Origin of the sequence: Salmonella sp. SA15303 (assembly GCF_029962125.1) — a bacterium.
Classification (GTDB): domain Bacteria; phylum Pseudomonadota; class Gammaproteobacteria; order Enterobacterales; family Enterobacteriaceae; genus Salmonella; species Salmonella enterica.
This window is the reverse complement of sequence record NZ_CP123924.1, coordinates 3608248-3632757: the sequence shown is the minus strand read 5'-3', so window position 1 is coordinate 3632757 and position 24510 is coordinate 3608248. Positions and strand designations below refer to the sequence as shown.

Here is a 24510-nt window from a genome sequence, read left to right as displayed (position 1 = left end):
AAGTACTGTATTAATATACAGTAACTATCGGATGTGCATCATGGAATTCCCATCGCCAGCAGCAGATTACGTTGAGCAACGCTTATCATTAGACCAGTGCATCATCACCAGGCCAGCGGCTACGTAATTCATGCGGTCTGGTGCGACACACTATCTGGAAGGCATCATGAATGGTACTTTTCTTATTGTCGACGCTTCGCTTAGTCCGCGTGATGGGTCTTTGCTAGTTTGCAGAATGGACGGTGAGTTGAGGATAAAGCGATACAGAAATCATCCAAAGCCTCACTTAGAAGATTTGCAGACAGGAAGCCGCGAAGAGATGCCGGCGCACGATCACGGATGCGATATTTGGTGTGATCACCTACATCATCAACGATGCACGCTCTTGTGAGTTTAATGATAGCCAGGTGATGTGAGACAGAACTGAGACACATAAAGCTTTGCATCGGTTTGCAAGGCTTTGCATGTTTTTCGAAGATGGGAAGTGTGAGCGCAGGTATGACGCGGTATGTTGTTGACTTAAAAGGTAGTTCTTATAATTCGTAATGCGAAGGTCGTAGGTTCGACTCCTATTATCGGCACCATCTCAAGTTCCTCAAACGTCCGTATTCATCCATAAATACACTGATTTATAACGACTTTATTGCTTTTTTGTCCATCACCGTCCGTAACCATCCAGTAGAATCCGACACTGAATGTGTATAGGATTGTGTATATGTTCCTGTTCGGTCTTGGATTCCTATCCACATGCCTTTAAACGATATGCAGATTCGCCGCGCTAAGCCTGAAACTAAAGCCTATACACTCGGAGATGGGCAAGGGTTGTCATTGCTAATTGAACCTAATGGAAGCAAGAGCTGGCGGTTCCGTTATCGTTTTGCCGGTAAGCCAAAAATGATCTCGCTGGGTGTGTATCCGACGATCACACTTGCAGATGCCAGTTCTCGTCGTGATGATGCCCGAAAACTTGTGGCAGAAGGAAAGAGCTGTGATCCTACCTGCGTAATATGGGCACAACCCTAAGCGAGGCTCTGGTTTTCAAATTGTTCCGGACTGAGACCGCCACAGGCACTGTGACGACGCCACCGATTGTAATCACACTCAATATAATTAAACACTGCTGTCCGCATTATTTCCCGGCTGACAAAGTCCTCTCCGTGGATACATTCCACCTTCAGCGTATGGAAGAAGCTTTCCGCACAGGCATTGTCGTAACAACAACCTCTGGCGCTCATACTTCCCCGCAGATTATGGCGTTTCAGTAAGCTCTGATAATCCGTTGAACAGTACTGACCGCCTCTGTCTGTATGCACGATGACATTTTCCGGACATTTACGCCGCCACAGCGCCATCTGTAACGCATCGCAGGCAAGCTGTGCTGTCATCCGCGAAGACATCGACCAGCCAATGACTGACCGCGACCACAGATCGATAACCACGGCCAGATAAAGCCAGCCTTCACCAGTGCGAAGATACGTGATGTCACCCACCCACTTCTGATTCGGGCCGCTGGCGTAAAAGTCCTGCTTCAGCAGATTCTCTGAGACTGGCAGACCATGTTTGCGGTAACTGACCGGACGGAACCGGCGCGAGGCTTTCGCCCGCAGCCCCTGCCGACGCAGGCTGGCCGCCACGGTTTTCACGTTGAACTGGTAACCCTGAGCACGAAGCTCATCCGTCAGGCGTGTGCTGCTTGCGTGGCTTTTTGGTGGTTGATGCTGGTTTTGTCATGTGAGTCACCTCTTACTTGTGAGTTTACTCACTTAGTCGCGTGTCCACTATTGCTGGGTAAGATCAATGGCCTCGCTGACCAGTCATGACATGAACGCCGTGCATATCCAGGATCTTCTTGCGGTGGATACGTTTATTCCCCGCGCGGTACAGGGTGGCATTGCCGGGGAATGTTCAATGGAAAACGCCGTTGGCATTGCGGCGATGGTGAAATCCGATCGCTTACAGATGCAGGCTATCGCCAGCGAGCTAAGCGCCCGGTTAAATACCCCAGTTGAAGTCGGTGGTGTGGAAGCCAACATGGCTGTGGCTGGCGCGTTAACGACGCATGGATGCGCCGTGCCGCTGGCGATCCTCGATTTAGGCGCAGGATCCACCGATGCCGCCATTATCAATAACGATGGCGCAGTACGGCGTTGTCGCCGGGCAGGGTAATATCCGTGGTACTGAAGGCCCGCGCAATGCGGTAGCGACCGGGCTGGTTTTAGCCGGAGAAGCCAAAAAATAGTGCAGAAAACAGCCGCGCAAGCGTTTAGCTGCGGGGTAAGTCAAAGAAAGGCGATGTTCTCTTTGATATCCCGGCGGAGTTGGGTACATAGTATCAAGGTGTCTCTCACGTGGTTAATTTTAAGGATAAGAGCATGCCAACAGCAATTGAAAAAGCCTTGGATTTTATTGGTGGTATGAACACTTCGGCGTCAGTGCCCCATTCAATGGATGAAAGCACCGCTAAGGGAATTCTAAAGTATTTGCATGACTTAGGTGTGCCAGCGAGTCCGGAAGTTGTGATGGCACGGGGTGAGCAGGAGGGATGGAATCCTGAGTTCACGAAAAAAGTGGCCGGATGGGCAGAAAAAGTCGCCTCCGGTAACCGCATCCTTATCAAAAACCCAGAGTATTTTTCGACCTATATGCAGGAGCAGCTCAAAGAACTCGTGTGAGCTGACTATCGAATAAAACGCTAACGGACGTTTCCATCTAAGGATGGCGGCGTCCAGAAGGGGTTGCCAGTGACAATTTTGGACTGCCGATTCATTTCTTTTCGTCAAATTAATGTCTATATATTTATTGAATAAATATATATATAGTTCATAACTTACTACGTTGCCATTACCGCGTCATTCTTAGATGATCTACATTTCATAAAACACTTGATTCCATTTTGTCTCTATTAAGAAAAATAAAATGTGAACGCTGTCAATTCTGCAAACGTAAAAGATAAATATTGTATACACGGATGTTTGTTGGCAAACAGGCAGATGGCAATCAGGATCTTTTACGGAACATTGTGTATGAAAAATAATATTGAAGAGACAATAGGTAAGTACTTGCCTATTTTAATGATATTACCTCTGGCGGGTTTGGCAGAGTTAGCTTCTTTATATTCAATCCAGGCTTTATTACCAAAGTTAAGTGAGGTTTATAATATCCCATTGAATCAGGTAGGGATGATTTTGTCTGCTGAGGTGGGGTTTCTGGCATTAGCCATGTTATTTAGCGGCACGTTATCTGACCGTTTTGGGCGAAAGCCAATCATTTTTTATTCGTTGCTGGCAGGAGGTATTTTAACTCTATTGTGCGCAACTGCATCATCATGGCCGATGCTGGTGGTATACCGCGCTTTGCTCGGCATTGCAGTAAGTGGTATTACGGCGGCCGTTACAGTCTATATCAGTGAAGAAGTCTCTCCTGCTTTGGCAGGGATTGTTACTGGATATTTTATTTTTGGCAATTCGCTAGGGAGTATGTCTGGTCGTGTGTTTGCAACTTTGATGATGGAGCATGTATCTATAGATACGATTTTCTTTATCTTCGGTGGTGTTCTGATTGCTATGGCACTCGCGGTGAAGTTGTTTCTCCCGACATCCCGACAGTTTGTTCCTACACCTTCACTACAGCTTGGTGCAGTGTTGAAAGGCGGGTTGGAACATTTTAAGAATATCCGCGTATCATTATGTTTTGTCATTGGATTTATTCTTTTCGGCTCTTTTACGTCCATCTTTAATTTTCTGGCGTTTTACCTGCATCGACCGCCTTATGAGCTGAGCTACACCTGGATAGGTTTGATTCCAGTTAGCTTCTCATTAACTTTTTTTCTTGCGCCATATGCTGCCCGTGTCGCGTTGAATATTGGGTCGATGAATGCGCTCAGTATGCTGATCATCTGTATGATGGTCGGTGCATTTCTCACGCTAATCGCCCCTTCTCTGTGGGTTTTCATTTCAGGTATCGTTTTACTGTCAGTCGCATTTTTCTCTGCTCATTCCACCGTATTAGCCTGGGTCAGTTCACGGAGTCCAAACGCAAAAGGACAGGCGACATCGTTTTATCTGCTTTGCTACTACTCTGGCGGTGCAGTAATGGGGTATTTAAACGGGTATCTTTTCTCCTGGCAGGGATGGAATGCTATTGCGGCATCATGTCTGATGATGCTGGGGATAGGATTATTTATCTGCCGGTTTATTTTCGCAAAATATGAGAAACAACCGCAAATCAAAACACAGTCAGTTCAGGAGAGTTTCTGATTATAGACACGAAGTGTGTTTTTATACTTTCCATAATGGAATCATCATTTTTTCATTAATGTGTCACTATAGCTAAAAGCTTAAATTGTGAATATTTGGCTACCCGGATATTCGTTGCTCCAGGAATATATATGTCTGCTAAAACGCTGTATGAAAAATTAGTTGAGTCACATACCATTCGTGAACTTGATAACGATGGACATGTTTTACTTTATATTGATCGTTCAATACTGAATGAATATACCAGCCCGCAGGCATTTAGCGGGTTAAGAGAACGCGGCCGCACCGTTCGGCACCCCGACACGTTTTTATTGAATATTGACCATGTTAATCCCACGCGGTCGCAACGGGATGACTTAATGACCGATCCGGGAGGACAGCTACAGGTTGATTACTTTCGGGAAAATGCCGCTGACTTTGGCATCACATTATTTGATGTGCTGGATCCGCGTCAGGGGATTGAACACGTGGTTGCTCATGAACAAGGGCTAGTGATGCCTGGCATGGTGATCGCCGCCGGGGATAGTCACACGACAACCTACGGTGCATTTGGCGCGCTGGGCTTTGGTATCGGGACGTCGGAAATTGAACATCTGCTGGCCACGCAGACGCTGGTTTACCGCAAGCTCAAAACCATGCGCGTATGTGTTCAGGGAGAGCTACCTTTCGCCTGTTCCGCAAAAGATATTGTTCTTGAATTGCTTGAACGTATTGGCGCTGATGGCGCGACGGGATATGCCATTGAATTTGTGGGTGAGGCCATCAGCGCGTTGAGCGTTGAAGGACGAATGACGCTCTGCAACATGGCGGTAGAAGCGGGGGCGCGTGGTGCCATTATTGCGCCGGATAAAAAGGTTTTTGACTATATCTACGGTAAACCGCAAATGCCTGTAGGTGAACTCTGGCAGCAGGCATTGCTGGAATGGTCACAGTTGAGCAGCGATGCTGATGCGGTATTTGATAAGACGGTGGCGATCAACTGCCATGATCTTGAGCCTAAAGTCACTTGGGGAATCAGTCCGGATCAAACAGGTTCCATCACCGGACGTGTTCCTTTCCCGGAACAGGAAACCAATCCGCTTAAGCGCCTGGCGCTTGAGAAGGCCCTTCATTACATGGGATTAACGGCTGGCATGTTGCTGAAAGATATTCGTATCTCTCACGCTTTTATTGGTTCATGCACAAATGGTCGCATTGAGGATTTGCGTGCCGTTGCGAAGGTGCTTGAAGGGCGCAAAATCGCCAGCCATGTTCGCGGGATCATTGTGCCTGGTTCAACAATGGTAAGACGCCAGGCGGAAGAAGAAGGACTGGCGAAAATCTTTATTGCTGCCGGTTTTGAATGGCGGCAGTCGGGTTGCTCAATGTGCCTTGCGATGAATGAAGATGTGTTGTCGCCCGGCGATCGCTGTGCATCAGGTACGAACCGTAATTTCCCTGGACGACAGGGCGCTGGAGCAAGAACGCATTTGATGAGCCCGGCGATGGTTGCGGCGGCGGCGGTAGCGGGGCATCTGGTCGATGTTCGGTCATTACTTCAGGCAGGGGAATAAGATGGATACGTTTAAGCAAATCAGCGGGCGAATTGCGCCGATGCTGGAACCGAATATCGACACTGATGTGATTATGCCAAAACAGTTCCTGAAAGGGATCGATCGCCAGGGGCTGGATAAAGGGGTGTTTTTCGATCGTCGCTTTATGGCTGGCGGCCAACCAAATCCTGATTTTATTCTGAACATGCCGGGCTGGCAGAGCGCGACATTCCTGCTGGTTGGCCCCAATTTTGGCTGTGGATCGAGTCGTGAACACGCCGTATGGGGATTAAAACAACTGGGAGTACGGGGGCTGATAGGTAGCACATTTGCAGGCATTTTCGATGATAACTGCCAACGCAACGGGATCCTCACGGTCTCATTAGATGAACCTGCTTTGGCGCGCCTGGCGCAGCTTGCCGCGAGTGCTGATACCAATTCTATCACTGTTTCACTCGATCGCTGCGAAATTACGACGGCAGAGGAAACGATCTCCTTTGTGATCAGTGAACTCAAACGGGCGATGCTGGCCGCAGGCGAAGATGCGATAGCCTGGACATTGCAATACTTGCCGGAGATTGAAAATTTTGAGGTTGCGCATTATTCACGGCGGCCGTGGTTAAAACGGCCTGCATCCCCGCGCGGTTAAGGAAGAAGACTGCAATGAAACTGGTTCAATATCTTGTGAACGGTGGCAAACGCTACGGCATTATGCAGGAAACCGGAATAATTGATCTCTCGCAGCGGCTTGGCGACAAATATCCCACTTTGAAATCTCTCCTGTGCGCTAATGCGCTGACGGATGCGGCGTTATGGTGTGATGAGCCGGCGGATTATTACTACCAGGAAGTCACTTTTCTGCCGGTGATTGACGATCCGCAGAAGATCATCTGTGTCGGAATGAATTACGCCGATAAGCGTATTGAGTTTAATGAAACCAACCCGGCCCCAACCCTTTTTGTCCGCTTTGCGGATTCTCAGACCGGGCATAATGGCCTGCTGCTGAAGCCTGAAAATACCAATGAGTTCGACTACGAAGGTGAATTAGCCGTAGTGATTGGGCGGCCATGCTCCCGGGTCAGCGCTGAGGATGCTTTAGATTATGTCGCCGGATACAGCTGCTATATGGATGGTTCAGTGAGGGACTGGCAGCATAGCTGGTTTACGGCTGGAAAAAACTGGCCTTCGACAGGATCATTCGGTCCGTGTCTGGTGACCACAGACGACATTCCCGATCCCCAGATGCTACGTTTACTGACACGACTAAACGGGCGGGAGGTGCAGAACGAATCTACGGCAAATATGATCCATCCTATCGCTTCACTCATTGCTTATATAAGCACATTTACTCTGCTTTCCCCTGGCGACACGATCCTCACAGGGTCGCCTGGTGGAGTGGGCAAAAAACGCGTTCCACCGCTGTTTTTACACGATGGTGATGTTATTGAAGTTGAGATTGAACATATTGGAACCCTGCGCAATGTCGTCCGGGATAGCCGTTATTTAACATCATCTGTTAGCTGGCATGACGGGAGAAAGTGATGAGTACACTGATTGAATGCGGCGCCTCTCCGTTTATTCCGGGGTTTGCGCTCAAGGATGTTCGTCTGGAAAATGGTCTGACGGTAAGAGTGGCTATCGGAGGCAGCGGTTCACCTTTGGTACTGCTACATGGGCATCCGCAGAATCATACAACATGGCGGAAAGTCGCACCGACATTGGCGCAAAATCATACAGTCATTTTGCCGGATTTGCGTGGCTATGGCGACAGCGATAAACCAACGAGCGATCCGGCGCACCGTACCTATTCAAAGCGCACCATGGCGCAGGATATCGTCATGTTAATGGACGCGCTCGGCTTTTCCCGTTTTGCCTTCGTAGGGCATGATCGTGGCGGACGCGTAGGACACAGGCTCGCGCTGGATTATCCGGATCGTGTGACCTGTTGTACTTTTATCGACATTGCTCCAACCGCGACGATGTACGCCTTGACCGATAAATCCTTTGCTACGCGTTACTTTTGGTGGTTTTTCCTGATTCAACCTTTCCCGTTACCCGAAACGATGATTGCGCACGATCCGGCATTTTTTCTGCGTAAGCATATTTCTGGCCAGCTAAAAATAGAGGGCGCGACCTCGCAGGAAGCATTCAATGAATACCTGCGCTGTTACCAGAACCCTGAGATGATCCACGCGATCTGTGAGGACTACCGGGCTGCTGCGACGATTGATTTGGACGATGATGCCGCAGATACGTCGGCGCGTATCCGGTGTCCGTTACAGTTGCTGTGGGGAGGGCTGGGAACGGTAGGGCAACTATATGATGTGGTTGGTACCTGGAAAGAAAAGGCGCTAAACGTTCAGGGGGAAGCATTGCCTTGCGGACACTCCCCGCAGGAAGAGTGTCCTGAGTACTTTATCCAGAAACTTCAGTCCTTTTTACATTCAGTGTTATAACTCGGTCATCCTTTGCAACTTCGCACTGATGCTATGAAAACGACACCTGTAGGAAAAAAACATCGCCAGCCCCTTGAGGGCTGGCCTTCTGTTGAAGATCTTTTCGTTTTTGTCACCGTTGCTCGCAACGGTGGATTTGCCCGGGCAGCGCTGGAGCTGGGGTTATCTCCCTCCTATATCAGCAAACGTATCGCTATCCTTGAAAAATGTCTCAACGCCCGGCTTTTTTTTCGAAATAACAGAGTGATGCGTCTCACACCGGAAGGCGAAAATGCGCTGTGTGGGGCTATGCAGGTCGTCAGTGAAATGGATGGTTTTGTCAGTCGTTTGGATAATCAACGTGGTGTGTTGGCTGGTAATATCACCATCAACTGCTCATTTGGTTTTGGGCATAAATATGTCGCAGAGGCGCTGTCGTCATTTATGATCGCCTATCCTGATATTACGGTAAAGCTCACGCTAACGGATCGTGAAGTGGATCTGGTGGAAGAGGGGATCGATATTGAAATTCGCGTTGGGGATGATATCAACGAATTGTATATCGCACGGCAGTTAGCCACTAATCGACGGATCCTGTGTGCTTCCCCTGAATACCTCGAACGCCACGGCAAGCCAGAGTCTGTTAGTGCGCTTGTGCAGCACGATTGCCTAATGATTCAGGAAAAAAACTCGGCATTTGGCAATTGGATATTAACGGACGGTAAGCAGCAGACGCATTGCCGACTAAACGGTTTTCATTCTTCCAACAGCGGCAGTGTGGTGCTTATTTGGGCCCTGAAAGGCCATGGCATTACATTGCGGTCGGAATGGGATGTTGCGCAGTATATTGAACGAGGTGAGCTGGTTCGCGTGTTGCCTCAGTGGTATCAGGAAGCGAATATCTGGGCTGTGTATACCCGGCGTTCATCAAGTTCTGATCGTATCAAAATCTGCATCGATTTCCTCACGGAGCATCTTGCACAATGCTTGCCAGGCGGTAAAGCACCGGGCGTACTGTGATCAGTCGGCGCCAACTGTCGTGGCGCCAGATGCTCTGACTTACGTTTACTGTTAGGTGTTCTTTTTGCCAACACCCAGTAGCTTTTAGGGCGTTGCGTTGGTGGCGCGGTTTTGTTTCCGCTATCATGGCGAAGTTATCTTTTATCCCACCACGCGGCCCAACCTCCACATAGATACCTCCATTATTACCGGATTTCTCACCTGGTTTTAACGTCATATTTTATCTCCTGATTTTTGGGTGACGATTATCGGAGGTTGAGAATTCTATTGGTATCGGCTGGATGGCATTGTAAGTATCACACACTCACTCCATAACAATCCTCAGGGATACGATCGTATCCCTGAATATTTCCCATCAAAACTCAGGAGTAAAATCACTCTCACTAATATATTTTTCCAGTATGGCGGTATATTGTCGCCAGTTCCCGGAGTCATTGATTACTGCATAATTTATCGATGCTCCCGGCGTTGGCGAGCGTGTTAGCGGCACATCACGTGCTGTTTTCGGCGCAACCATGATATCGCCGATACTTTTCTTGTCATCCGTCGTTAGTGTTAAACTCATATACCACGAGGTGGGGTTAACTATCCGTATAGTATTCTCTTTAGCAATAAAGCGTAATTTTTTCTCCTCCGCTTCCGTGGGCGCTTTTAGCCCAGTCGGGCGAATTAAAATTTTTAGCCGCAAACGAAGCGGTAACACCAGTTTTCGCGGGTGGTTTTTAATATCCTGGGGGAGTGGCGGTATCTGATAAATGTTTAGCCAGAAGAGACTCTCCCGGTCCGTTGCAAGCTGCTGGCGGGAACTCAGGAGCAGGCGAAGCGTTCTCAGTTCTCCTGGCTGCATTTTAAATACCGGCGGCAGCGCCACCAGCGGCGTTTTGCTGTTATCCGGAGAGGCGTCAATGTTTCCGGCGTCGGTCCATACCTGTAACAGCATCGGCGTTGTATTATCGTTGGATAATGTCAACGATTGAGCGACATCATCTGAAGCAAAAATAATTCGGGTTCTGTCAATATTAACGGCAGCTTGTGCCGGGCCATACCATCCCGTCAACCCAAGTAGCGTTAATATGACTTTACTGAAAACTAACCACTGCCTGTAATTGCGCATTCACGCTTCCTGCCGTTACTGTTTGTCCGCCGATCGCCTCAAGCGAGGCAGTAAAATCACCGCTATAGGTTTCTACTGAACCGGATGATACCCGTGTGGTTAAATCTTTATAGCCATACCAGCCTCGGGCGTTGCCAGTGCCTGTCTTGATCCGATCGGGTAACAGGTTAATTGGCGTACCGGCATCGTTATAGATGCGGATACCCACTCCGGAAGCTACGCCAGGTTCGCCATAATGGGTGTCCAGTAGCCACGACAGACCGCCTGCGGATGTGGTTAGCCCCAGGCGACGCGCCGCCGCCACGGCGGTGGGTTGATTAACGACAAACCCCATTGCGACATTAGCGGCGCTGGTGGACGGGAGGGCACTGGACACGGCGCCGGACTCACATTCCAGGCTGACGTGGAAAGGCGCCTGGCTATTGCCTCCGGCGGCTAATATGCCGACGGCGACAGGGGGAATTTTCACGATCGCAGGATAATCTGTGATTTTACATAACGCGCCGCGAACATAGGTGACGCTATTATATGTACTCCATGCCCCGGGCCAATAGCTGGGCCAGCCATAATAATCGCTGGCATGATCCAGTCCCGCTTTGATCCGCTCGGTAATCAAGCCTGGGCCTTTAAACGCGATATAACCCCGAGGCTGCGTCCAGGTATCTCGGTCCATTGGATTCTGGTAGGCAAAATATTTTCTTGAGTCAATTTTAAACATCTCATATAACACGTTACTAAACGCGCTGGCAGGAATATAAATATATTTGTCATCCTGAAACCAACTGTCTGCGGTAAGTTGGCGTTCTTTCCAGAAACGGCTGTAATATTCGCCGGTACTGAGGTTTGTCATACGGACAGCAACATTACGCTCCACATCATAATAAGCGCCTTCTACTTCGGGAGTAAAAAATGCCCCCGCAAAAGCGCTATCGCCATTTGTCGAATACATCTCATAGAGCTTCCCGGCATCGGCGGAATCGCAGCGGTAAAGTACCTGTTTACTGGAATAGGGCGTTCCGGTGGCGGCCGTCAGGAAGTTACCGATCCCACTGGCCAATAGTGTGCCGGAGGGTTGAAATGTTTCACTATTACTGATGCTAATCACCGTTGGCAAACCGATATTACCCGTATTCGTGTCAAGTGCGCCGATCCAGTTTTGCGCCGTGTAGCCCGCTTTTATCGCCGCGTCAGAGAGCGCGCTCTTATCGATGACTTTGATACATGACGACCATGTTCCGGCGCTGACGAACAGGCTGGTGATAAACAAGAGCGTTCGGAAACTAAAAAGCATTGTGCTATTCCTTCTCGCAGATTTTGTTCAGATAGAGAAACGGTTCTTTGGTGTGAAGATCGAGTTGGTAGGCAACCCGGCAACGCTGGTTTGCTTCTTTTCCCCAGCGCACCAGTAGAGAACCCGACGGATGGGCGATACGGGCATAAATCTGCCCACTCTGGCCGACCATGCCGATGTTTGTGCCTTCACCGTTGAAAACATCAGCGCCCATTGGCGGTATGCCGCCATCCGGCATCTTCACGGAGATCAGCACCGCTTTGCCGCTGATAGTGGCGAAATTGACACGCGCGATGGCGCCGGCATAGGGCACAATCTGCTGACTTCCTCCCGTCAGTTCGGCATCGCTGCGCATCTTACGGGTATCGAGCGTAACGTTATTGACGCGGTAAGGAGATAATGAAGGCAGAATGGCGTAACCAAAGCGATCAACCACAGCGCCCTGGCCATTTTGTACGATCGCGCCCTGCGCGCCATCGGCATGAATAAGCGCAAAGGTATCGCTGGTATAGGGGCCAGCCGTCAGACCGCCAGAGTGAAGTACCAGGGTGCCGGACGCGCCCAGCCCTTCCTGACGATAGTTATCACCCTGGTCATAGTTGGCGCGAAGTGCGCCAAACCGGGTGTTTTGTTGTAGATTACCGCCAAACGTCGTTGGCGCGCTGCTATCGCTATTACTATTGCGATAACGCTCGTAGCCGCCATAAACCGACCATGACAGGTCGCTGTTTTCACCGCTACTGCCGGTCATGGATACGGTTGAGGAACGGCTTTGACTGGACTGGTTATAATTCATGGCGACAGACGTTCTGTTTTCGCCCCAATCCAGCGGTATAGAGACATTAAACGACATTGTGGTTTCGGTATATTTTTGTCGGCTACTCACGTCCAGTGGTTCGTTGACGCCGTGATAAAAGCGATCGTAATCCCAGGTGGTGCGCTGTCGTGCGATATTCACCCCGTAGCTTATATTCCGCCACTGGTTGCTATACCCCATTTGTAGCTGTGTTATACGCGATTGGTTATTGTAGTAGTCTGCGGTGCTGGCGCTGAGGTTAAGCGTGCCAAGCCGTCCTAACGGCTGGCTTACCGTCGCGGACAGGCGATTGCGCTGATGCAGCGTGTCGGAGTAGTAATCAATCCCCGTTTTTGCTTCCCGGCGTACGCCGAGCACGTCCTGAAGATCGCGAAAGCCGTTGGTTGAATAACGATAAGCCGCCAGTACCAGGTTAGTGCCGGTGGTAAACGTTTTGCTGTAACTGAGTTCCGCGCGCCAGCCTTGCTGGCGATCGTTATGCTCTGCGCGCGCATTCGACCAGGTGGCGTTAAGGCCGAACGCGCCCATACCGGTGGCCCAGACGCCGCCCGCCAGCCATGCCTGGTAACGCTGCGCAATTCGTGAACCGAGGTTGAGGGTAATGGTGTTATTAACGCCGTGCTGGAACGTTCCCTCAAAGAAACGATTTTCAATATCGTAGTACTGACGAACCCTGCCGAAGGCCAGCGAATAGTGCCAGTTACCGGGACGTACCGAATCCGGCACGGAAGAATAAGGCACGGTGAAACGTGAGGTTTTACCGCTGGCCTCGATAACCTCTACCTCCAGATCGCCTTGATAACGGGTGTTGTACAGATCGTCAATATAAAATGGGCCCGGCGGAACGTTGGTTTCATAAATCACTTTCCCCAGTTGTTTTACTACCACGTGCGCGCTACTGGCCGCTACGCCCCGAACTTCCGGCGCATAACCGCGTTTGCCCTGCGGGCGCATCCGCTCGTCGGTGACAAGTTTAGCCCCGTTAAAAGACAGACTGCCGAATAAGCTGGAGTCCGTATAGCTATCGCCCAGCGACAGAATACTGTTAATAGACGCGACAGGTCTTTGCACCCAGGTTCGAACGCTATTATAGCGCCAGGCGCTTCCGCTCTGGTTGCTATTGGCATAGCGCAGATTACTTTGATGACGGACCTGCCAAAGTCCGAGGTTAACGCCCATGTTTAAACCGCTCCATAAGTATTGGTAGCGATAATGGCTGTCGGTATTTTCGGTGTGGGTCCAGTTTGTGTTATGGCGTAAAAACAGCGCCAGCGCGCCGCTATCCCACTCTGAAGGGGAGATATAACCGCGCGGTTTGTGCGTAAGTTCGGTCATTGGAATCGTCAGCAACAGGCGAAGCGTGGCGCTATCAAATTGCCAACCGGCATGAGGCACCCACTCCCTGAGCGGGCGACACTCGGTCGCAGCGTCGGTCGCGGGGAGTGATTTTATCTGCGCTGCTTTCATCACCGATAAGGGCAGGCAGGGTTCAGTCTGTTGACCCTCTTTTACAGCATTAAATCGAATATTAGTGCTCGAGGTTACCAGCGTGCCATTAACGTAAACGTCGGCAAGATAGTCTCCGGAAGGCGTTTGCTGTTCATTAAAACGGGCAATATTTTGTCCGTAAGTGGCCCCCTGAAGTAGCGCAGGATCAAAATAATACTCTTCACCCTGCGCGGAGCCTGAGCAAACTATGGCGATCAATAGCGCAAGGCTTTTGCGGTTCAAATTAATGGTGGGGGACATCGTAGCTCTCGCTTATCCTTGCGCCCAGGTCGTTAACCAAAGTAACGGTGACTGTACCGGAGAAGGATTTGAGTGACCGTTTGCCCGGCAGCCACCAGGTTTGACTGGAGAAAGGGGCAATCATGTCTGCATCCAGGTTATATGAAGCGCCGTTCACTTTTACATTCAAATTACTTAAAGAGGCAAACCAGGGCTGCGGATTAACAATAACAATACCGCTTTTTCCGGAACCCTTATTTACCGTTTTAATCTGTAATTTTTTCGCCAGACTATCAGGTTTACCTAGCCCGTCAGGACGATAGAAAAGTTTTATTCTTGAGCGCAGCATCACCAACATTTTATTTTGCCCGCTGTCGCTGCCAATATTCGTTGGTGGTACCTGTAATACGTTAAACCAGAATACTGACTCACGATCCTGCGGCAATTTTTTCGTGTTGTTATAAATTACGCGTACCACCTGGCCTGCTTTGGGTTGAATACGAAATACCGGCGGCGTGGCAATGAACGGCATCGCGCTGCTATTTTCCGGGCTGGTATTCATATCGCCATCGTCAAACCAGGTTTGTACGATATAAGGTATTGCATCATTATTTTTTAACTGCACATCTACGGAGGAGGCTGTTGATGGGTAAATTATTCGGCTACCCAAAATAGTAACGCTCGCCCACGATGCTGTGGCGGGTAGGGCCAGGAATAGAAAAACTATTAAGTAATATAATGCGGAATGTCGGGTATCCATTTTCATCTCAACAACTCCCTGGCGATTGAAAATGGTCTGGCGTTTCAACGCCAGACCGTAGCGACAATTATTTATACGAAACGGCGTATTGAAGGGTGGCAGCGACTGTCCCAGCCTCTGCTTTCCCGGTAGAGTAATACCGCGCGGTATAAGTCGCGCTCGCTTCAGAAGCATTTGGTTCCAGCTGTAGGTCGCCGTCGCCAGTAAAGCCGCCGGTCAGATTGATTGGCTCCCCTGAAGTGTCGAGTAATTGGACTTCAACATTTTTCGCGCTGCCAGTATTACCCAGGTTACCGTTACTGGTGACCTGATTACCGACAAAGACAGTGGAAATTTTTGTTGTTTTGTCCTTAGAGCCGGTACACCCGGACAGCCCAATATCAAACGTTATTGGCCCCGCAGTTTTCCCTTGTTCTGATAAGTCTTTAGTACTTACTGTTGGCAATAACACGACGGGTTTAGCCTGATTACCATTAATCACGACAGAGCATGTTTCATCAGAGACTTCCCCTTGAAAGGTGATGGTGTTATCAGAAATAGCCATCGCGCTGCTGGAGACAAGAAGTGAGCCTGTGATCATTGCTAAATACTTTTTCATAGACATATGATAATGTTCCTGTATTAATCTTTACTTTTTCAGGACGAGTGCAATTCGCCCGAATGTTTCGTGCTTATGGAGGAGTGGTAAAAATAACGATCATTAACTCTATTTTTGGATGTGAGCTATACCCTCCTGACTATTGATAATGCGATATAAAACAAACAGACTTATTTCTCTTATCATGAAATAGAGCGATAAGCGCTTTCGTACATACATCTCATTAGTACAACTGATAGTGTTATCATTTGATTGAGTGTAATCCGATAACAATTCTCTCCGCGTCTGAATAGATAGACTATGTTGCAATACAAACCTGCACATTTTTGCTATGTAAAATCCGCATCAGTTAAACCTCCCGATGGATAATACGATGGTGAGATTAAGGTAAATTTTCTGAAATGTGCTTCTGAAACAGTATAATTAGTCTTACTTTTTTCTTACTTTTGGCCTTTCAGAAGTTTCCTGAGTTTGCGTTAAGGTAAAGAAAAGTGTTCAGATTTACCTATAACTGTTTGATTTGTAATGTTCAGGTAATACTTGTGTCAATTATTGTTTACTATAAGTGAGACTTATAAGTTAAACTCAGGTTAATTAGGGGGCTGAATTCTTTTTTGAGCATGATAATATGTCGTCTGAATGATGGATGCAGTTACCTTTAGGATTGTCATGAATGAAAGCATATTTTTACTTGATAAGCGTGTTGTATTTGATAGTACGAAGATGACCTTATCGCATGGTAATGAGATAATCAGAATATCAGAAGCTGAGACCCATCTGCTTCTTGCTTTTTGGCATGGTCTTTACAAAAAAGAAGATATTATTCATTTTGTTTGGGAAAATCGTGGAGGCTGCGTCTCAGAATCAAGTTACTATAAACTCATTAATCAAATGAGAAATGATTTTAGTAGCATTGGTCTACAGTCATCTGACATCGTAACTCGCCCTCGGGTGGGGGTATCGCTGTCTGTTGCCATTGAACCTATAAAAAAAATCACCTCCCTAAAGGTGAGTGATGAAAACGTTAAAGGCACCACGACTCGGGAGAACATATTTTACAAAATTAAACGTCACAGCGTATTTGTGGTATTAACAGGAGCCATTCTTCTGGCATTGCTCTATGGTGTATTTACTATATATAAAGCGCCTGTTCGTAACAGCCCTGATAGTTTTTTTACATATCTTGGCGAATATAACGATTATGCAATCTATAAAACAAAAGAGGATAAGGTCACATTAAGTGAAGTAGTTTTTGCTTTTAACTCTCTAAAAATTAAAATTTACCGGCAAAATGGACGCCATCTTTATTATATCAGGGAGCCTAACATGAATATTTTTCTGCAATGCTTAAATCCTGTTGAAATGGCGGTGCCAAAATGTATTACAGTAAAAGAACGTTACTGATTATATTTGTAATATTTATCGCCATTGTCGCAATCGGATCGGTAATAGCGCTTGAGTGGGTAAATCGTGACTCTTATAGAACCAATAATCTTATATGCACGACAAAATCAGAAGCGTATATTGAACCACGAAAATTGTACATGGATGGTGGACTTGTGCTGGATCTTAAATCCGGCAGGATTACCCTACACTACGATGTTACTACCGATACGAAAGAGAAACGGCTTTTTTTTCGTGATATCTGCATCAGCAAACTGCGCAGAACGGGTATGAAAACATTTACTTTTAAAGTCAATTCAGTTAAGACTTTTGAGTCTGATACTGCTGGCGATTTGTTTTCCTGGTTGAGACTGTTACAGCCTGGTACGATTAATGAGTTAAAGATGGTCAAAATTGGGAAAAATACCTACATGTTTTCGCTTAATCGACATTTGTATAATGTGTGTACCACCAGTAGTAACGTTGAGTTGTAGCCAATAATCCCTGTATTGATGGGAATTCGTTCCGTGATGGTTATGCCTCATCAGGCAGCGAACCTGGCATCTGGCTAACATATTGAATTTAGATATCTGCTATCGCTTATTTTAACGATAGTATCCTGCACCTGTTGGGTATTGATATTTTCTTGTCTATTTTCGGCACAGGGAGTGCCATCTTGCTATCATTAAGAACGTATAACCTATCTCTCAATATTGCTTTTCTATATTAATGTTACTTTAGTTATCCTATAAAAGCGTACAGTGGCAAAAGGAAGGCCGGTAAGAGGGCAATGATTTGAAAGTAAGAAAGCTATTTCTGATGTTGTTTATTGCCGTTCCACTGATCGTAATGATATTGGTGGGGTTACTCGCGGGTATCTTCCAGCTAAAACGAGATATCGCCGTCAGCGCCAATACGCTGCTGCGGTTTAGCGCGGATATATCTGCCGCCTCCTGGCAAGTCGCCAGAAAAGCCGCCAGACTGGCTGAGAGTTCCTGCACTGATACGCTGAAAGAACTGTCCAGAACGCGGGCCTTCACTCCTTATGTCCGTGACATTGGGTTTCTGGAAAATGGTGATATCACTTGCTCCTTTGTCACAGGAACCGAACGCTATCATTTTTCCCGGCTGGCAGGGCTTTCCTTACCTGCTTCTTATCCGGAACGGTGGTTGCGATCTATCGGTAGTATGGTCGAAGGACCCGATCGCCTTGTTGTGGTTTATGTGAAAAAAGTAGCAGCGAATAAAGCGGCCTTCGTCATTGTGGATTCGCAGTATGTCCAGGAGCTCATAGAGATATTGGCAGCAGAGAGAGCATCAGTCTTTAGCCTGACATTCGGCGCAGGGGAGGCGATTACCAGCGCTGCGACGTTGCGCGGTAAGGCGTTTTTAACGCAGCGGTTCACCTCAACCGATCACACTCTCCAGCTGATGGTGCGAACCCCCTTCTCAACGTTATCGGCATACTGGTTACAAAACCTTTTTATTTTTGTTCCGCTGTCATTGTGTCTTTCTGTAGGGATGATGTTGTTCTACAGGCGCTGGTATTTAAAACGTTTATCTCTGGCCCGGGAGATTGCCAGGGGAATAACGCACAATGAGTTTACGGTACATTATCAGCCTGTTTTTAATGTTAAACACGGTAGTTGCGGCGGCGTGGAGGCGCTAATGCGCTGGCCGCAACCGGATGGCCGTTTTATAACCCCGGATATTTTTATTACCGCCGCAGAAAATGAAGGCATGATTATTCCACTCTCTCGTCATCTGTTCGAACTGATTGCTCATGACGTGATAAACTGGACTGTACCGGATGATTTCTATATCAGCGTAAATATATCGCCTGCGCATCTTATGGATGACGGTTTTATACAAGATATAGAGGCGCTCAGGACTCGTTTGGGAACGATAACGCTTATGTTGGAGCTCACCGAACGTAGCCTGATTGTAGAACCTTCACAGGTCGCAGAAAAACTTTCAACGCTCCGTGAAAAAGGCGTGTTAATAGCGATTGATGATTTTGGGACCGGCTATTGCTCCCTCTCCTATCTCCAGCAATTACCTGTAGACTCTCTTAAAATAGACAGAACGTTTATCGATACCATTGATACCAGCAGCGATGATGTTCCTGTCCTGGATACTATCATTACGCTGAGTCAGCGACTGGGACTCAATGTGGTTGCCGAAGGGGTCAGTACCCAGCACCAATTGCGTTACATCTTAAGCCACGGGGTAGGATTCGTTCAGGGATTTCTTTATGCCAGGCCGATGGGGACTAATGACTTTATGAGTTGGCTTGGCAAGTCAGCCCAGCGGCAAAATGGTTTGCTCAAGGGGGAAAGCGGATCCGCGAGCGATCTGGTGGCTGAATAATACAGGAGCTCGCTACGGAAAAAAATTCAATAGCACGATATATCCTGGTAATATGTTTATGCCGTGAAGAAACGTGATAGCACTGGGGCGGATATTTTTATGAGTCAGAACAATTATCTGATTGACAAAAGAGTTATTCTTGATTGTGAACGAATGACGCTTTCCTGCGCCGGAGAGTCGATAACGATATCTGAATCGGAACGCAGTTTGCTTATCGCTTTTTATGAAGGCCTTTTTAAAAAAGATGATTTAATTAACTATGTCTGGGGGCGCAAAGGTGTCGTGGTCTCTGATGCCAGTTATTATAAATTGATTAACCAGCTACGAGGGTCATTTGATAAAATTGGTCTTAAGGGGGCGTCTGTTGTGACTCGCCCTCGCGTGGGTGTTTTACTCTCAGTTTCCATTGAACCGTTGAGTGATGAGGCGCAAAATACGCCGTTGCCTGCTGTTGCTGAAACAGAAGTATCGACGGTTGAAGTGCGGCACGATGACACTATTATTACCCCAATACCGGGCGCTGTGAATAAAAAAGATTGGCTCTACTTTTGCCTGGCCGCGCTTCTGATGTTTTTTATGATGTATAAAATTAAGGGTGAAAATATTGATTACTTTACCCTCCAGGGTTCGTATGATGGATACACTTTTTATAGTGTCGGGCATGATAAAACCCATCTGACGGATATCGTTGAAGCGTACTCTGAGATGAGTAATGAAATACATAAACAAAACGGAAAAATCATTTATTACATTCGCGTTCCTAATACAAATATTTTTGTCCAGTGTCTTAACCAACTTGATATAGCGGAGCCGAAATGCATTTCCATAAAAGAACGTTATTAAGCGTGGCGACGCTTGGTATGCTGGCTGTTTCAGTCGTACTGATGGTAGTTTGGGTACGAAACAGTAACCATAGTTCTATTAATACTAATGAATTTTTATGTACGACAAGAACGGTAACGACGATACAACCTAAAGATATCCATGCCGATGGCAATCTTGTTCTTGATTTTAAGATGAAGAGAATTACGCTTCAATATGAAATAAAAACAAAAGATAACGGTGTAAAAATATTATACCGGGACGTATATATGAAAAATTTACATCGAACAGCGCCTGGTGTTTATACGTTCGAAGTATCCCAGGTAAAAGTCTTTGCCACGGACACGGCTGGCGATCTGTTATCATATTTACGGGTTCTGCATCCGGAAGCGGCTAATGAGATTCGAATATCTAAAGTGGGTGAGAAAACCTTTTTTTATTCTCTTAATCGGCAGCTTTATAACGTTTGTACCGCGCAGTAGATCTGAATGTTGTCTGAATGCGTCAGAAAGCGAGTTGCGAAATTGCCCTCCGCAAGGGTAAAGGTTAACTCGAACACCAGTTAAAGAGCATTAAAAACAATGAGTTATGAATTTTTTACTCTTCATGGAGGTAACTGATACTCGCTGATAACCTCTCGCAGTCCGCCTGACGGATGCGATGCCAGGATCGGGTCTGAAGCAACCATGAATCCGCCATTAATAAAAAAGTAAGAACTCTGTAAGACTGATTTCATATCCATTATCGAATATATCAGGTTATATTACCTCCGCAGTTGGCATGACTGGTAATAAGCGCATTAGGTGTTCTTAATCTAAATGCTATTTGTGTGCCATAAGTTCCGGTACCGCCTTAATTATATATCAAAAATGGAGTGGTTTTAATGAAAAGACGGTCTTCGTTCCTTGTTTTTTTAGGTTTATTATTAGCGTCACCTTTGGCTTTGGCTAACGATCAGCACACCGTATCGTTTGGTTATGCACAAACTCATCTCAGTTCATTGAAAAATAGCGATAGCAAAGATCTGCGAGGCTTTAATTTTAAATATCGTTACGAGTTCAATGAGACCTGGGGGATGTTAGGCTCATTCACCGCGACGCGCAATGAAATGGAGAACTACACCTGGAAAGAGGGAAAATTGCATAAAAATGGTTCCGATTCTGTAGACTATGGTTCTTTGATGTTTGGACCAACATATCGTTTTAATGACTATGTGAGCCTGTACGGCAATGCGGGTATAGCGACGATGAAATTTAATAAACACTCAAAAGAAGACTCCTTTGCCTACGGCGCTGGCGTAATATTTAATCCAGTTAAGAGTATATCTATCGATGCATCATGGGAAGCCAGTCGTTTCTTCGCTGTGGATACCAATACATTTGGTGTCAGCGTAGGTTATCGCTTCTGATATTAAAAGTATAAGCGTTACGTTTATGGCAAGGAATTAAAAATAATATGGCGCTGCTACAGAATAGGGATGGTTATGAGCGCTCAGGTAATCTTAAGAGGAAGATAAAACACTCACCGTAGCGTTATTCTATTGATGAAATTATGATAAATTCACTATCGGAACAACTTCCGTTAAAAACGATAGGTATAGTTTTAACGGATGATTATTATACTTATTTAGGCATCGCTTCACTCTTTGAGGATGGGAAGTGCTTTATGTTCCCACTCAATGGAGAATATAATTCGTGTCAGATATCAGCTAGCGAAGATATCATAATTATTATTGATGGACGAGTTTTGATTCAGGGGGTCTGGAAAGGTTTTAAGGCGCTCATGCAGCATTATCCACATGCTCGTCGAATCTGGCTCACGCGCAGAGATATTGGAAAACTTTATCCACATGGCTGCGATAGAGATCCTGATATCGATCCCGATTTGGCAAAGCCTGTTTTTATTGAGCATTTCATTAAATACGCTTGTGCAAACGATGTAGCGGTCGGTGAACTTGCGCCGTTGACAAAAAAGGAGGAGGAGTTGTTATGGCACTTTTTATATAAAAAGTCGATGAGTCAGATCGCCAGTAGCTATGGCATGAGTCGTAAGACTTTGTACATTCATAGATTGCGTATCTGCCGTAAATATGGCTTCAAACGCTTTTTCCATTTGCTATTTATTTACCAAAGAAGTCGCCATATCTTCGCATCTAAAATTTGCCGTGTAGACAAAAACGCCGATCAGGCTTGAAGCAAAAAAGATGAAAAAGTTAACGATGAGAGAGTGTGAAAGCATCAATCCTACTATGCTGCTTGCCATTAAGATACTTATCTCGGCGCTTGACGAAAAAACAAAAATAAGGCTCAGAGAGCATATTGAAAAAACTGAACAAGAAATAGCCTCAAGCATACATGATAGCATCATGACAGAGACTTTTCTTCAGCAAATGAAAGACATTCGTTACATCTTAAATATAGTTCCTTGACGGCGTTCAGAAGCAAGAACGCGTTATTATTTAATGATTAATAGACCAGGTATTAGTATGAAAAAGATCTTAGTATGTTTCGTCGGCTTGGCTTTAACCGCATGTAGCGCTAATTCGTTGAATTATGGCGCTGAACAGGTACGGGTGATGACCAGCGAGCCAGGTAAGGAATGCAGCTACTTAGGGGATATCACGGGCAGCCAGGGGAATTTCTTTACCGGTGGCTGGACTTCCAACAGTAACCTGGAAACGGGTGCCCGTAACGATCTGAAAAACAAAGCTTATAAAATGGGCGGAAATACGGTAGTCCTGTTAACCCAGCGTGCAGGCCAGACAGGAAGTTCATGGCACGGTTCGGGCTCAAGCAAACAAACGAATGTCACGTTAAGCGGGAACGTTTATCGTTGCCCTCGTTAACCTTATTTTGCAGGTAATATATGCCTGTTTAGCGCGCGCGCCGCACTGGCGACGCGGGCGCTATTTGGGCTAACCTTGCTTTTTCTCACTGTATTCCCGCCAACCGCCGCCTAATGCTTTATACAGGTTAATGATATTTAACTGTTGCATGAGACGTGTGCGTACCAGGCGCTGTTGTGCGCCATAAAGCATACGATGGGTATCAAGCAGCGTAAGGTAGTCATCGACGCCTTCCTGAAAACGGAGTCCGGCCAGCTCATAGGCGATTTGACTGGCTTCAACCGCGCGTTGTTCTGATTGCACCTGGTCATTCAGCGTACGCTGTCCCGCCAGACCATCCGCCACGTCGCGAAAGGCTTGCTGAATAACGTTTTCATAGCTGGCGATTTCAATCTGTTTTTGGACATGCGCCCTATCCAGGTCAGCGCGTAATGCGCCGCCGTGAAAGAGAGGCAAGGTGATTTGCGGTAGAAAACGCCAGCTTCCCGATCCCGGTTCAAAGAGTCCGCTAAGAGACGCGCTGGCCGTTCCCGCCGAGCCTGTCAGGCTGATGGTCGGGAAGAAGGCGGCGCGCGCTGCGCCTATCCGGGCGTTTGCGCCGCGCAGCCTGTACTCGGCGGCGCGAATATCCGGGCGGCGTACCAGCAGATCTGACGGTAATCCGCCTGGCAGTGTGGTCGGGATCGCGCCTTCTGTAAGCGTGACCGCTTCGTTTAGTCGACGCGACAGTTCAGGCGTGAGCGGCTGGCCCAACAGCAATTCCAGCGCGTTACGATCCCGCGCCAACTGTCGCGTATACGCCGCGCGATTGATTTCCGCAGAACGCAGCGCGATCTCCGCCATACGCAGATCGAGCTGTGTGGCGTTACCTGTCCGGGCAAGCTGGGTCGTCAATGTGTATGAACTTTTTTGCGCGGCCAGCGTATCCTCGGTTAAGCGCAGCAGCTCCCGGTCAGCCCGTAGCGTCAGCCAGGCGCTGGCGACTTCGGAAACCAGGCTCATTCGCGCCGCAATGTACGTCTCATCAAGCGCCATATAGGCGGCTAATGCCTGGTCGCTAAGGCTTCGCACTCGCCCCCAGAGATCCAGTTCCCAGGCCGTCGTCGCCCCAGCCGCCTCGTAGCGTCGGTTAATCTCAGACTCGTCCATGACGCTGAGATCGGCGGGAGTGCGACTGGCGTCCATGGCGGTGGCGATGCCGAGCGTCGGCAGCATCTCCGCGCGCTGAATGCGGTATAACGCCCGGGCGGCTTCAACATTGAGCCCTGCCTTGCGTAAATCCCGATTATTGCGTAACGCGATCGCAATCAGTTCCTGTAGAAGCGGATCGTGGAAGAAATCACGCCAGCCAATGTCAGCGGCATCCGGCGCGCCAGAAACGGTTGACGTTGCGTAGGGATAGACCATCGCAGTCGGCGATGCGGGGCGTTCGTGCTTCGGCGCCATCGTACAGCCAGCAAGCGTGGTGACGAAAGCAAGCGTCGCCAGCGTGGCGGTCTGCCGATAGCCTGTAAAAGTGATCTTCATTATGCCATTCCC

23 protein-coding genes and 5 pseudogenes are annotated in these 24510 nt (G+C 47.6%); 20 read left to right on the top strand and 8 right to left on the bottom strand.

From position 1 onward, the window contains the following. Positions 1–40: 40 nt before the first annotated feature. Together QEN31_RS17870 and QEN31_RS17865 are read left to right on the top strand one after the other, a co-directional pair. Positions 41–416: pseudogene (locus tag QEN31_RS17870) on the top strand (HumD family translesion DNA polymerase). Between the two features lie 331 nt (positions 417–747). Next, a pseudogene (locus tag QEN31_RS17865) lies at positions 748–987 on the top strand (Arm DNA-binding domain-containing protein); the annotation flags it as partial. 32 nt (positions 988–1019) lie between these two features. Here QEN31_RS17865 and QEN31_RS17860 read toward each other — a convergent pair. After that, positions 1020–1688, bottom strand: a pseudogene (locus QEN31_RS17860) (IS3 family transposase); the annotation flags it as partial. 109 nt (positions 1689–1797) lie between these two features. Here QEN31_RS17860 and QEN31_RS17855 point away from each other — a divergent pair. The 9 genes and pseudogenes from QEN31_RS17855 to QEN31_RS17815 all read left to right on the top strand — a co-directional run. Beyond that, positions 1798–2163: pseudogene (locus tag QEN31_RS17855) on the top strand (diol dehydratase reactivase ATPase-like domain-containing protein); the annotation flags it as partial. Further along, positions 2111–2239, top strand: a complete 129-nt coding sequence (locus QEN31_RS17850) for a diol dehydratase reactivase ATPase-like domain-containing protein (protein WP_077221214.1) — start codon at positions 2111–2113, stop codon at positions 2237–2239. The pseudogene QEN31_RS17855 and the gene QEN31_RS17850, both read left to right, overlap by 53 nt. Positions 2240–2348: 109 nt before the next feature. Further along, positions 2349–2672 carry a DUF1889 family protein gene (locus QEN31_RS17845; protein ID WP_001573898.1) on the top strand — a complete coding sequence of 108 codons (324 nt, stop codon included), beginning with the start codon at positions 2349–2351 and terminating at the stop codon, positions 2670–2672. A gap of 345 nt (positions 2673–3017) precedes the next feature. Beyond that, positions 3018–4256 (top strand): MFS transporter, encoded by a 1239-nt coding sequence (locus QEN31_RS17840; RefSeq protein WP_077905585.1) that lies wholly within the window; start codon positions 3018–3020, stop codon positions 4254–4256. 131 nt (positions 4257–4387) lie between these two features. Next, entirely contained in the window at positions 4388–5809 is a 1422-nt protein-coding gene (gene leuC, locus QEN31_RS17835) for a 3-isopropylmalate dehydratase large subunit (RefSeq protein ID WP_001274848.1), read from the top strand. A 1-nt stretch (position 5810) separates the two neighbouring features. Continuing rightward, complete coding sequence (gene leuD / locus QEN31_RS17830; RefSeq protein WP_000379343.1) at positions 5811–6437, top strand: 3-isopropylmalate dehydratase small subunit; 627 nt, start codon at positions 5811–5813, stop codon at positions 6435–6437. Between the two features lie 14 nt (positions 6438–6451). After that, positions 6452–7330 (top strand): fumarylacetoacetate hydrolase family protein, encoded by an 879-nt coding sequence (locus QEN31_RS17825; protein WP_000780208.1) that lies wholly within the window; start codon positions 6452–6454, stop codon positions 7328–7330. Further along, positions 7330–8244 carry an alpha/beta fold hydrolase gene (locus QEN31_RS17820; protein WP_000105592.1) on the top strand — a complete coding sequence of 305 codons (915 nt, stop codon included), beginning with the start codon at positions 7330–7332 and terminating at the stop codon, positions 8242–8244. The genes QEN31_RS17825 and QEN31_RS17820 overlap by 1 nt, the downstream gene beginning before the upstream one ends. A gap of 33 nt (positions 8245–8277) precedes the next feature. Further along, positions 8278–9243 carry a LysR family transcriptional regulator gene (locus tag QEN31_RS17815; RefSeq protein WP_000859020.1) on the top strand — a complete coding sequence of 322 codons (966 nt, stop codon included), beginning with the start codon at positions 8278–8280 and terminating at the stop codon, positions 9241–9243. On the opposite strand, the gene QEN31_RS17810 is transcribed toward QEN31_RS17815, so the two are convergent. From QEN31_RS17810 to QEN31_RS17785, 6 genes are all read right to left on the bottom strand, one after another. After that, complete coding sequence (locus tag QEN31_RS17810) at positions 9188–9460, bottom strand: hypothetical protein (protein ID WP_001749081.1); 273 nt, start codon at positions 9458–9460, stop codon at positions 9188–9190. The two genes, QEN31_RS17815 and QEN31_RS17810, sit on opposite strands and share 56 nt — an antisense overlap. A 138-nt stretch (positions 9461–9598) precedes the next feature. Further along, positions 9599–10357 (bottom strand): fimbrial biogenesis chaperone StbE, encoded by a 759-nt coding sequence (gene stbE, locus QEN31_RS17805; protein WP_001247027.1) that lies wholly within the window; start codon positions 10355–10357, stop codon positions 9599–9601. Continuing rightward, complete coding sequence (stbD, locus tag QEN31_RS17800; protein ID WP_000899082.1) at positions 10323–11648, bottom strand: fimbrial usher protein StbD; 1326 nt, start codon at positions 11646–11648, stop codon at positions 10323–10325. Before stbD ends, stbE begins: the two co-directional genes overlap by 35 nt. 4 nt (positions 11649–11652) lie before the next feature. Continuing rightward, complete coding sequence (locus tag QEN31_RS17795; protein ID WP_000075335.1) at positions 11653–14214, bottom strand: fimbrial outer membrane usher protein; 2562 nt, start codon at positions 14212–14214, stop codon at positions 11653–11655. After that, positions 14198–14959 carry a fimbrial biogenesis chaperone StbB gene (gene stbB / locus QEN31_RS17790; protein WP_000781486.1) on the bottom strand — a complete coding sequence of 254 codons (762 nt, stop codon included), beginning with the start codon at positions 14957–14959 and terminating at the stop codon, positions 14198–14200. Before stbB ends, QEN31_RS17795 begins: the two co-directional genes overlap by 17 nt. Before the next feature lie 61 nt (positions 14960–15020). Further along, positions 15021–15557 carry a fimbrial protein gene (locus tag QEN31_RS17785; protein ID WP_099949704.1) on the bottom strand — a complete coding sequence of 179 codons (537 nt, stop codon included), beginning with the start codon at positions 15555–15557 and terminating at the stop codon, positions 15021–15023. Between the two features lie 663 nt (positions 15558–16220). Between QEN31_RS17785 and QEN31_RS17780 the strand changes: the two genes are divergently transcribed. From QEN31_RS17780 to QEN31_RS17740, 9 genes and pseudogenes are all read left to right on the top strand, one after another. Next, entirely contained in the window at positions 16221–16955 is a 735-nt protein-coding gene (locus tag QEN31_RS17780) for a winged helix-turn-helix domain-containing protein (RefSeq protein ID WP_001005867.1), read from the top strand. After that, a pseudogene (locus QEN31_RS17775) lies at positions 16928–17228 on the top strand (hypothetical protein). Before QEN31_RS17780 ends, QEN31_RS17775 begins: the two are co-directional and overlap by 28 nt. Before the next feature lie 501 nt (positions 17229–17729). Then, entirely contained in the window at positions 17730–19304 is a 1575-nt protein-coding gene (locus QEN31_RS17770; protein WP_099949703.1) for an EAL domain-containing protein, read from the top strand. Between the two features lie 99 nt (positions 19305–19403). Next, positions 19404–20147: a transcriptional regulator gene (locus QEN31_RS17765; protein ID WP_000081376.1), complete on the top strand. Its 744-nt coding sequence runs from the start codon at positions 19404–19406 to the stop codon at positions 20145–20147. After that, positions 20120–20608, top strand: a complete 489-nt coding sequence (locus tag QEN31_RS17760) for a hypothetical protein (protein ID WP_000545415.1) — start codon at positions 20120–20122, stop codon at positions 20606–20608. Before QEN31_RS17765 ends, QEN31_RS17760 begins: the two co-directional genes overlap by 28 nt. Before the next feature lie 401 nt (positions 20609–21009). Continuing rightward, positions 21010–21534, top strand: coding sequence for an Ail/Lom family outer membrane beta-barrel protein (locus tag QEN31_RS17755; protein ID WP_000830237.1), 525 nt, complete (start codon positions 21010–21012; stop codon positions 21532–21534). A gap of 143 nt (positions 21535–21677) precedes the next feature. Further along, entirely contained in the window at positions 21678–22319 is a 642-nt protein-coding gene (locus tag QEN31_RS17750; protein WP_000610824.1) for a helix-turn-helix transcriptional regulator, read from the top strand. 10 nt (positions 22320–22329) lie between these two features. Further along, positions 22330–22554 carry a membrane protein gene (locus tag QEN31_RS17745; RefSeq protein ID WP_000737127.1) on the top strand — a complete coding sequence of 75 codons (225 nt, stop codon included), beginning with the start codon at positions 22330–22332 and terminating at the stop codon, positions 22552–22554. Positions 22555–22611: 57 nt separating this feature from the next. Continuing rightward, positions 22612–22971: a DUF4156 domain-containing protein gene (locus QEN31_RS17740; protein WP_000722978.1), complete on the top strand. Its 360-nt coding sequence runs from the start codon at positions 22612–22614 to the stop codon at positions 22969–22971. A 69-nt stretch (positions 22972–23040) separates the two neighbouring features. On the opposite strand, the gene mdsC is transcribed toward QEN31_RS17740, so the two are convergent. Beyond that, positions 23041–24498 carry a multidrug efflux transporter outer membrane subunit MdsC gene (gene mdsC / locus QEN31_RS17735; protein ID WP_024132171.1) on the bottom strand — a complete coding sequence of 486 codons (1458 nt, stop codon included), beginning with the start codon at positions 24496–24498 and terminating at the stop codon, positions 23041–23043. Positions 24499–24510 lie beyond the last annotated feature (12 nt).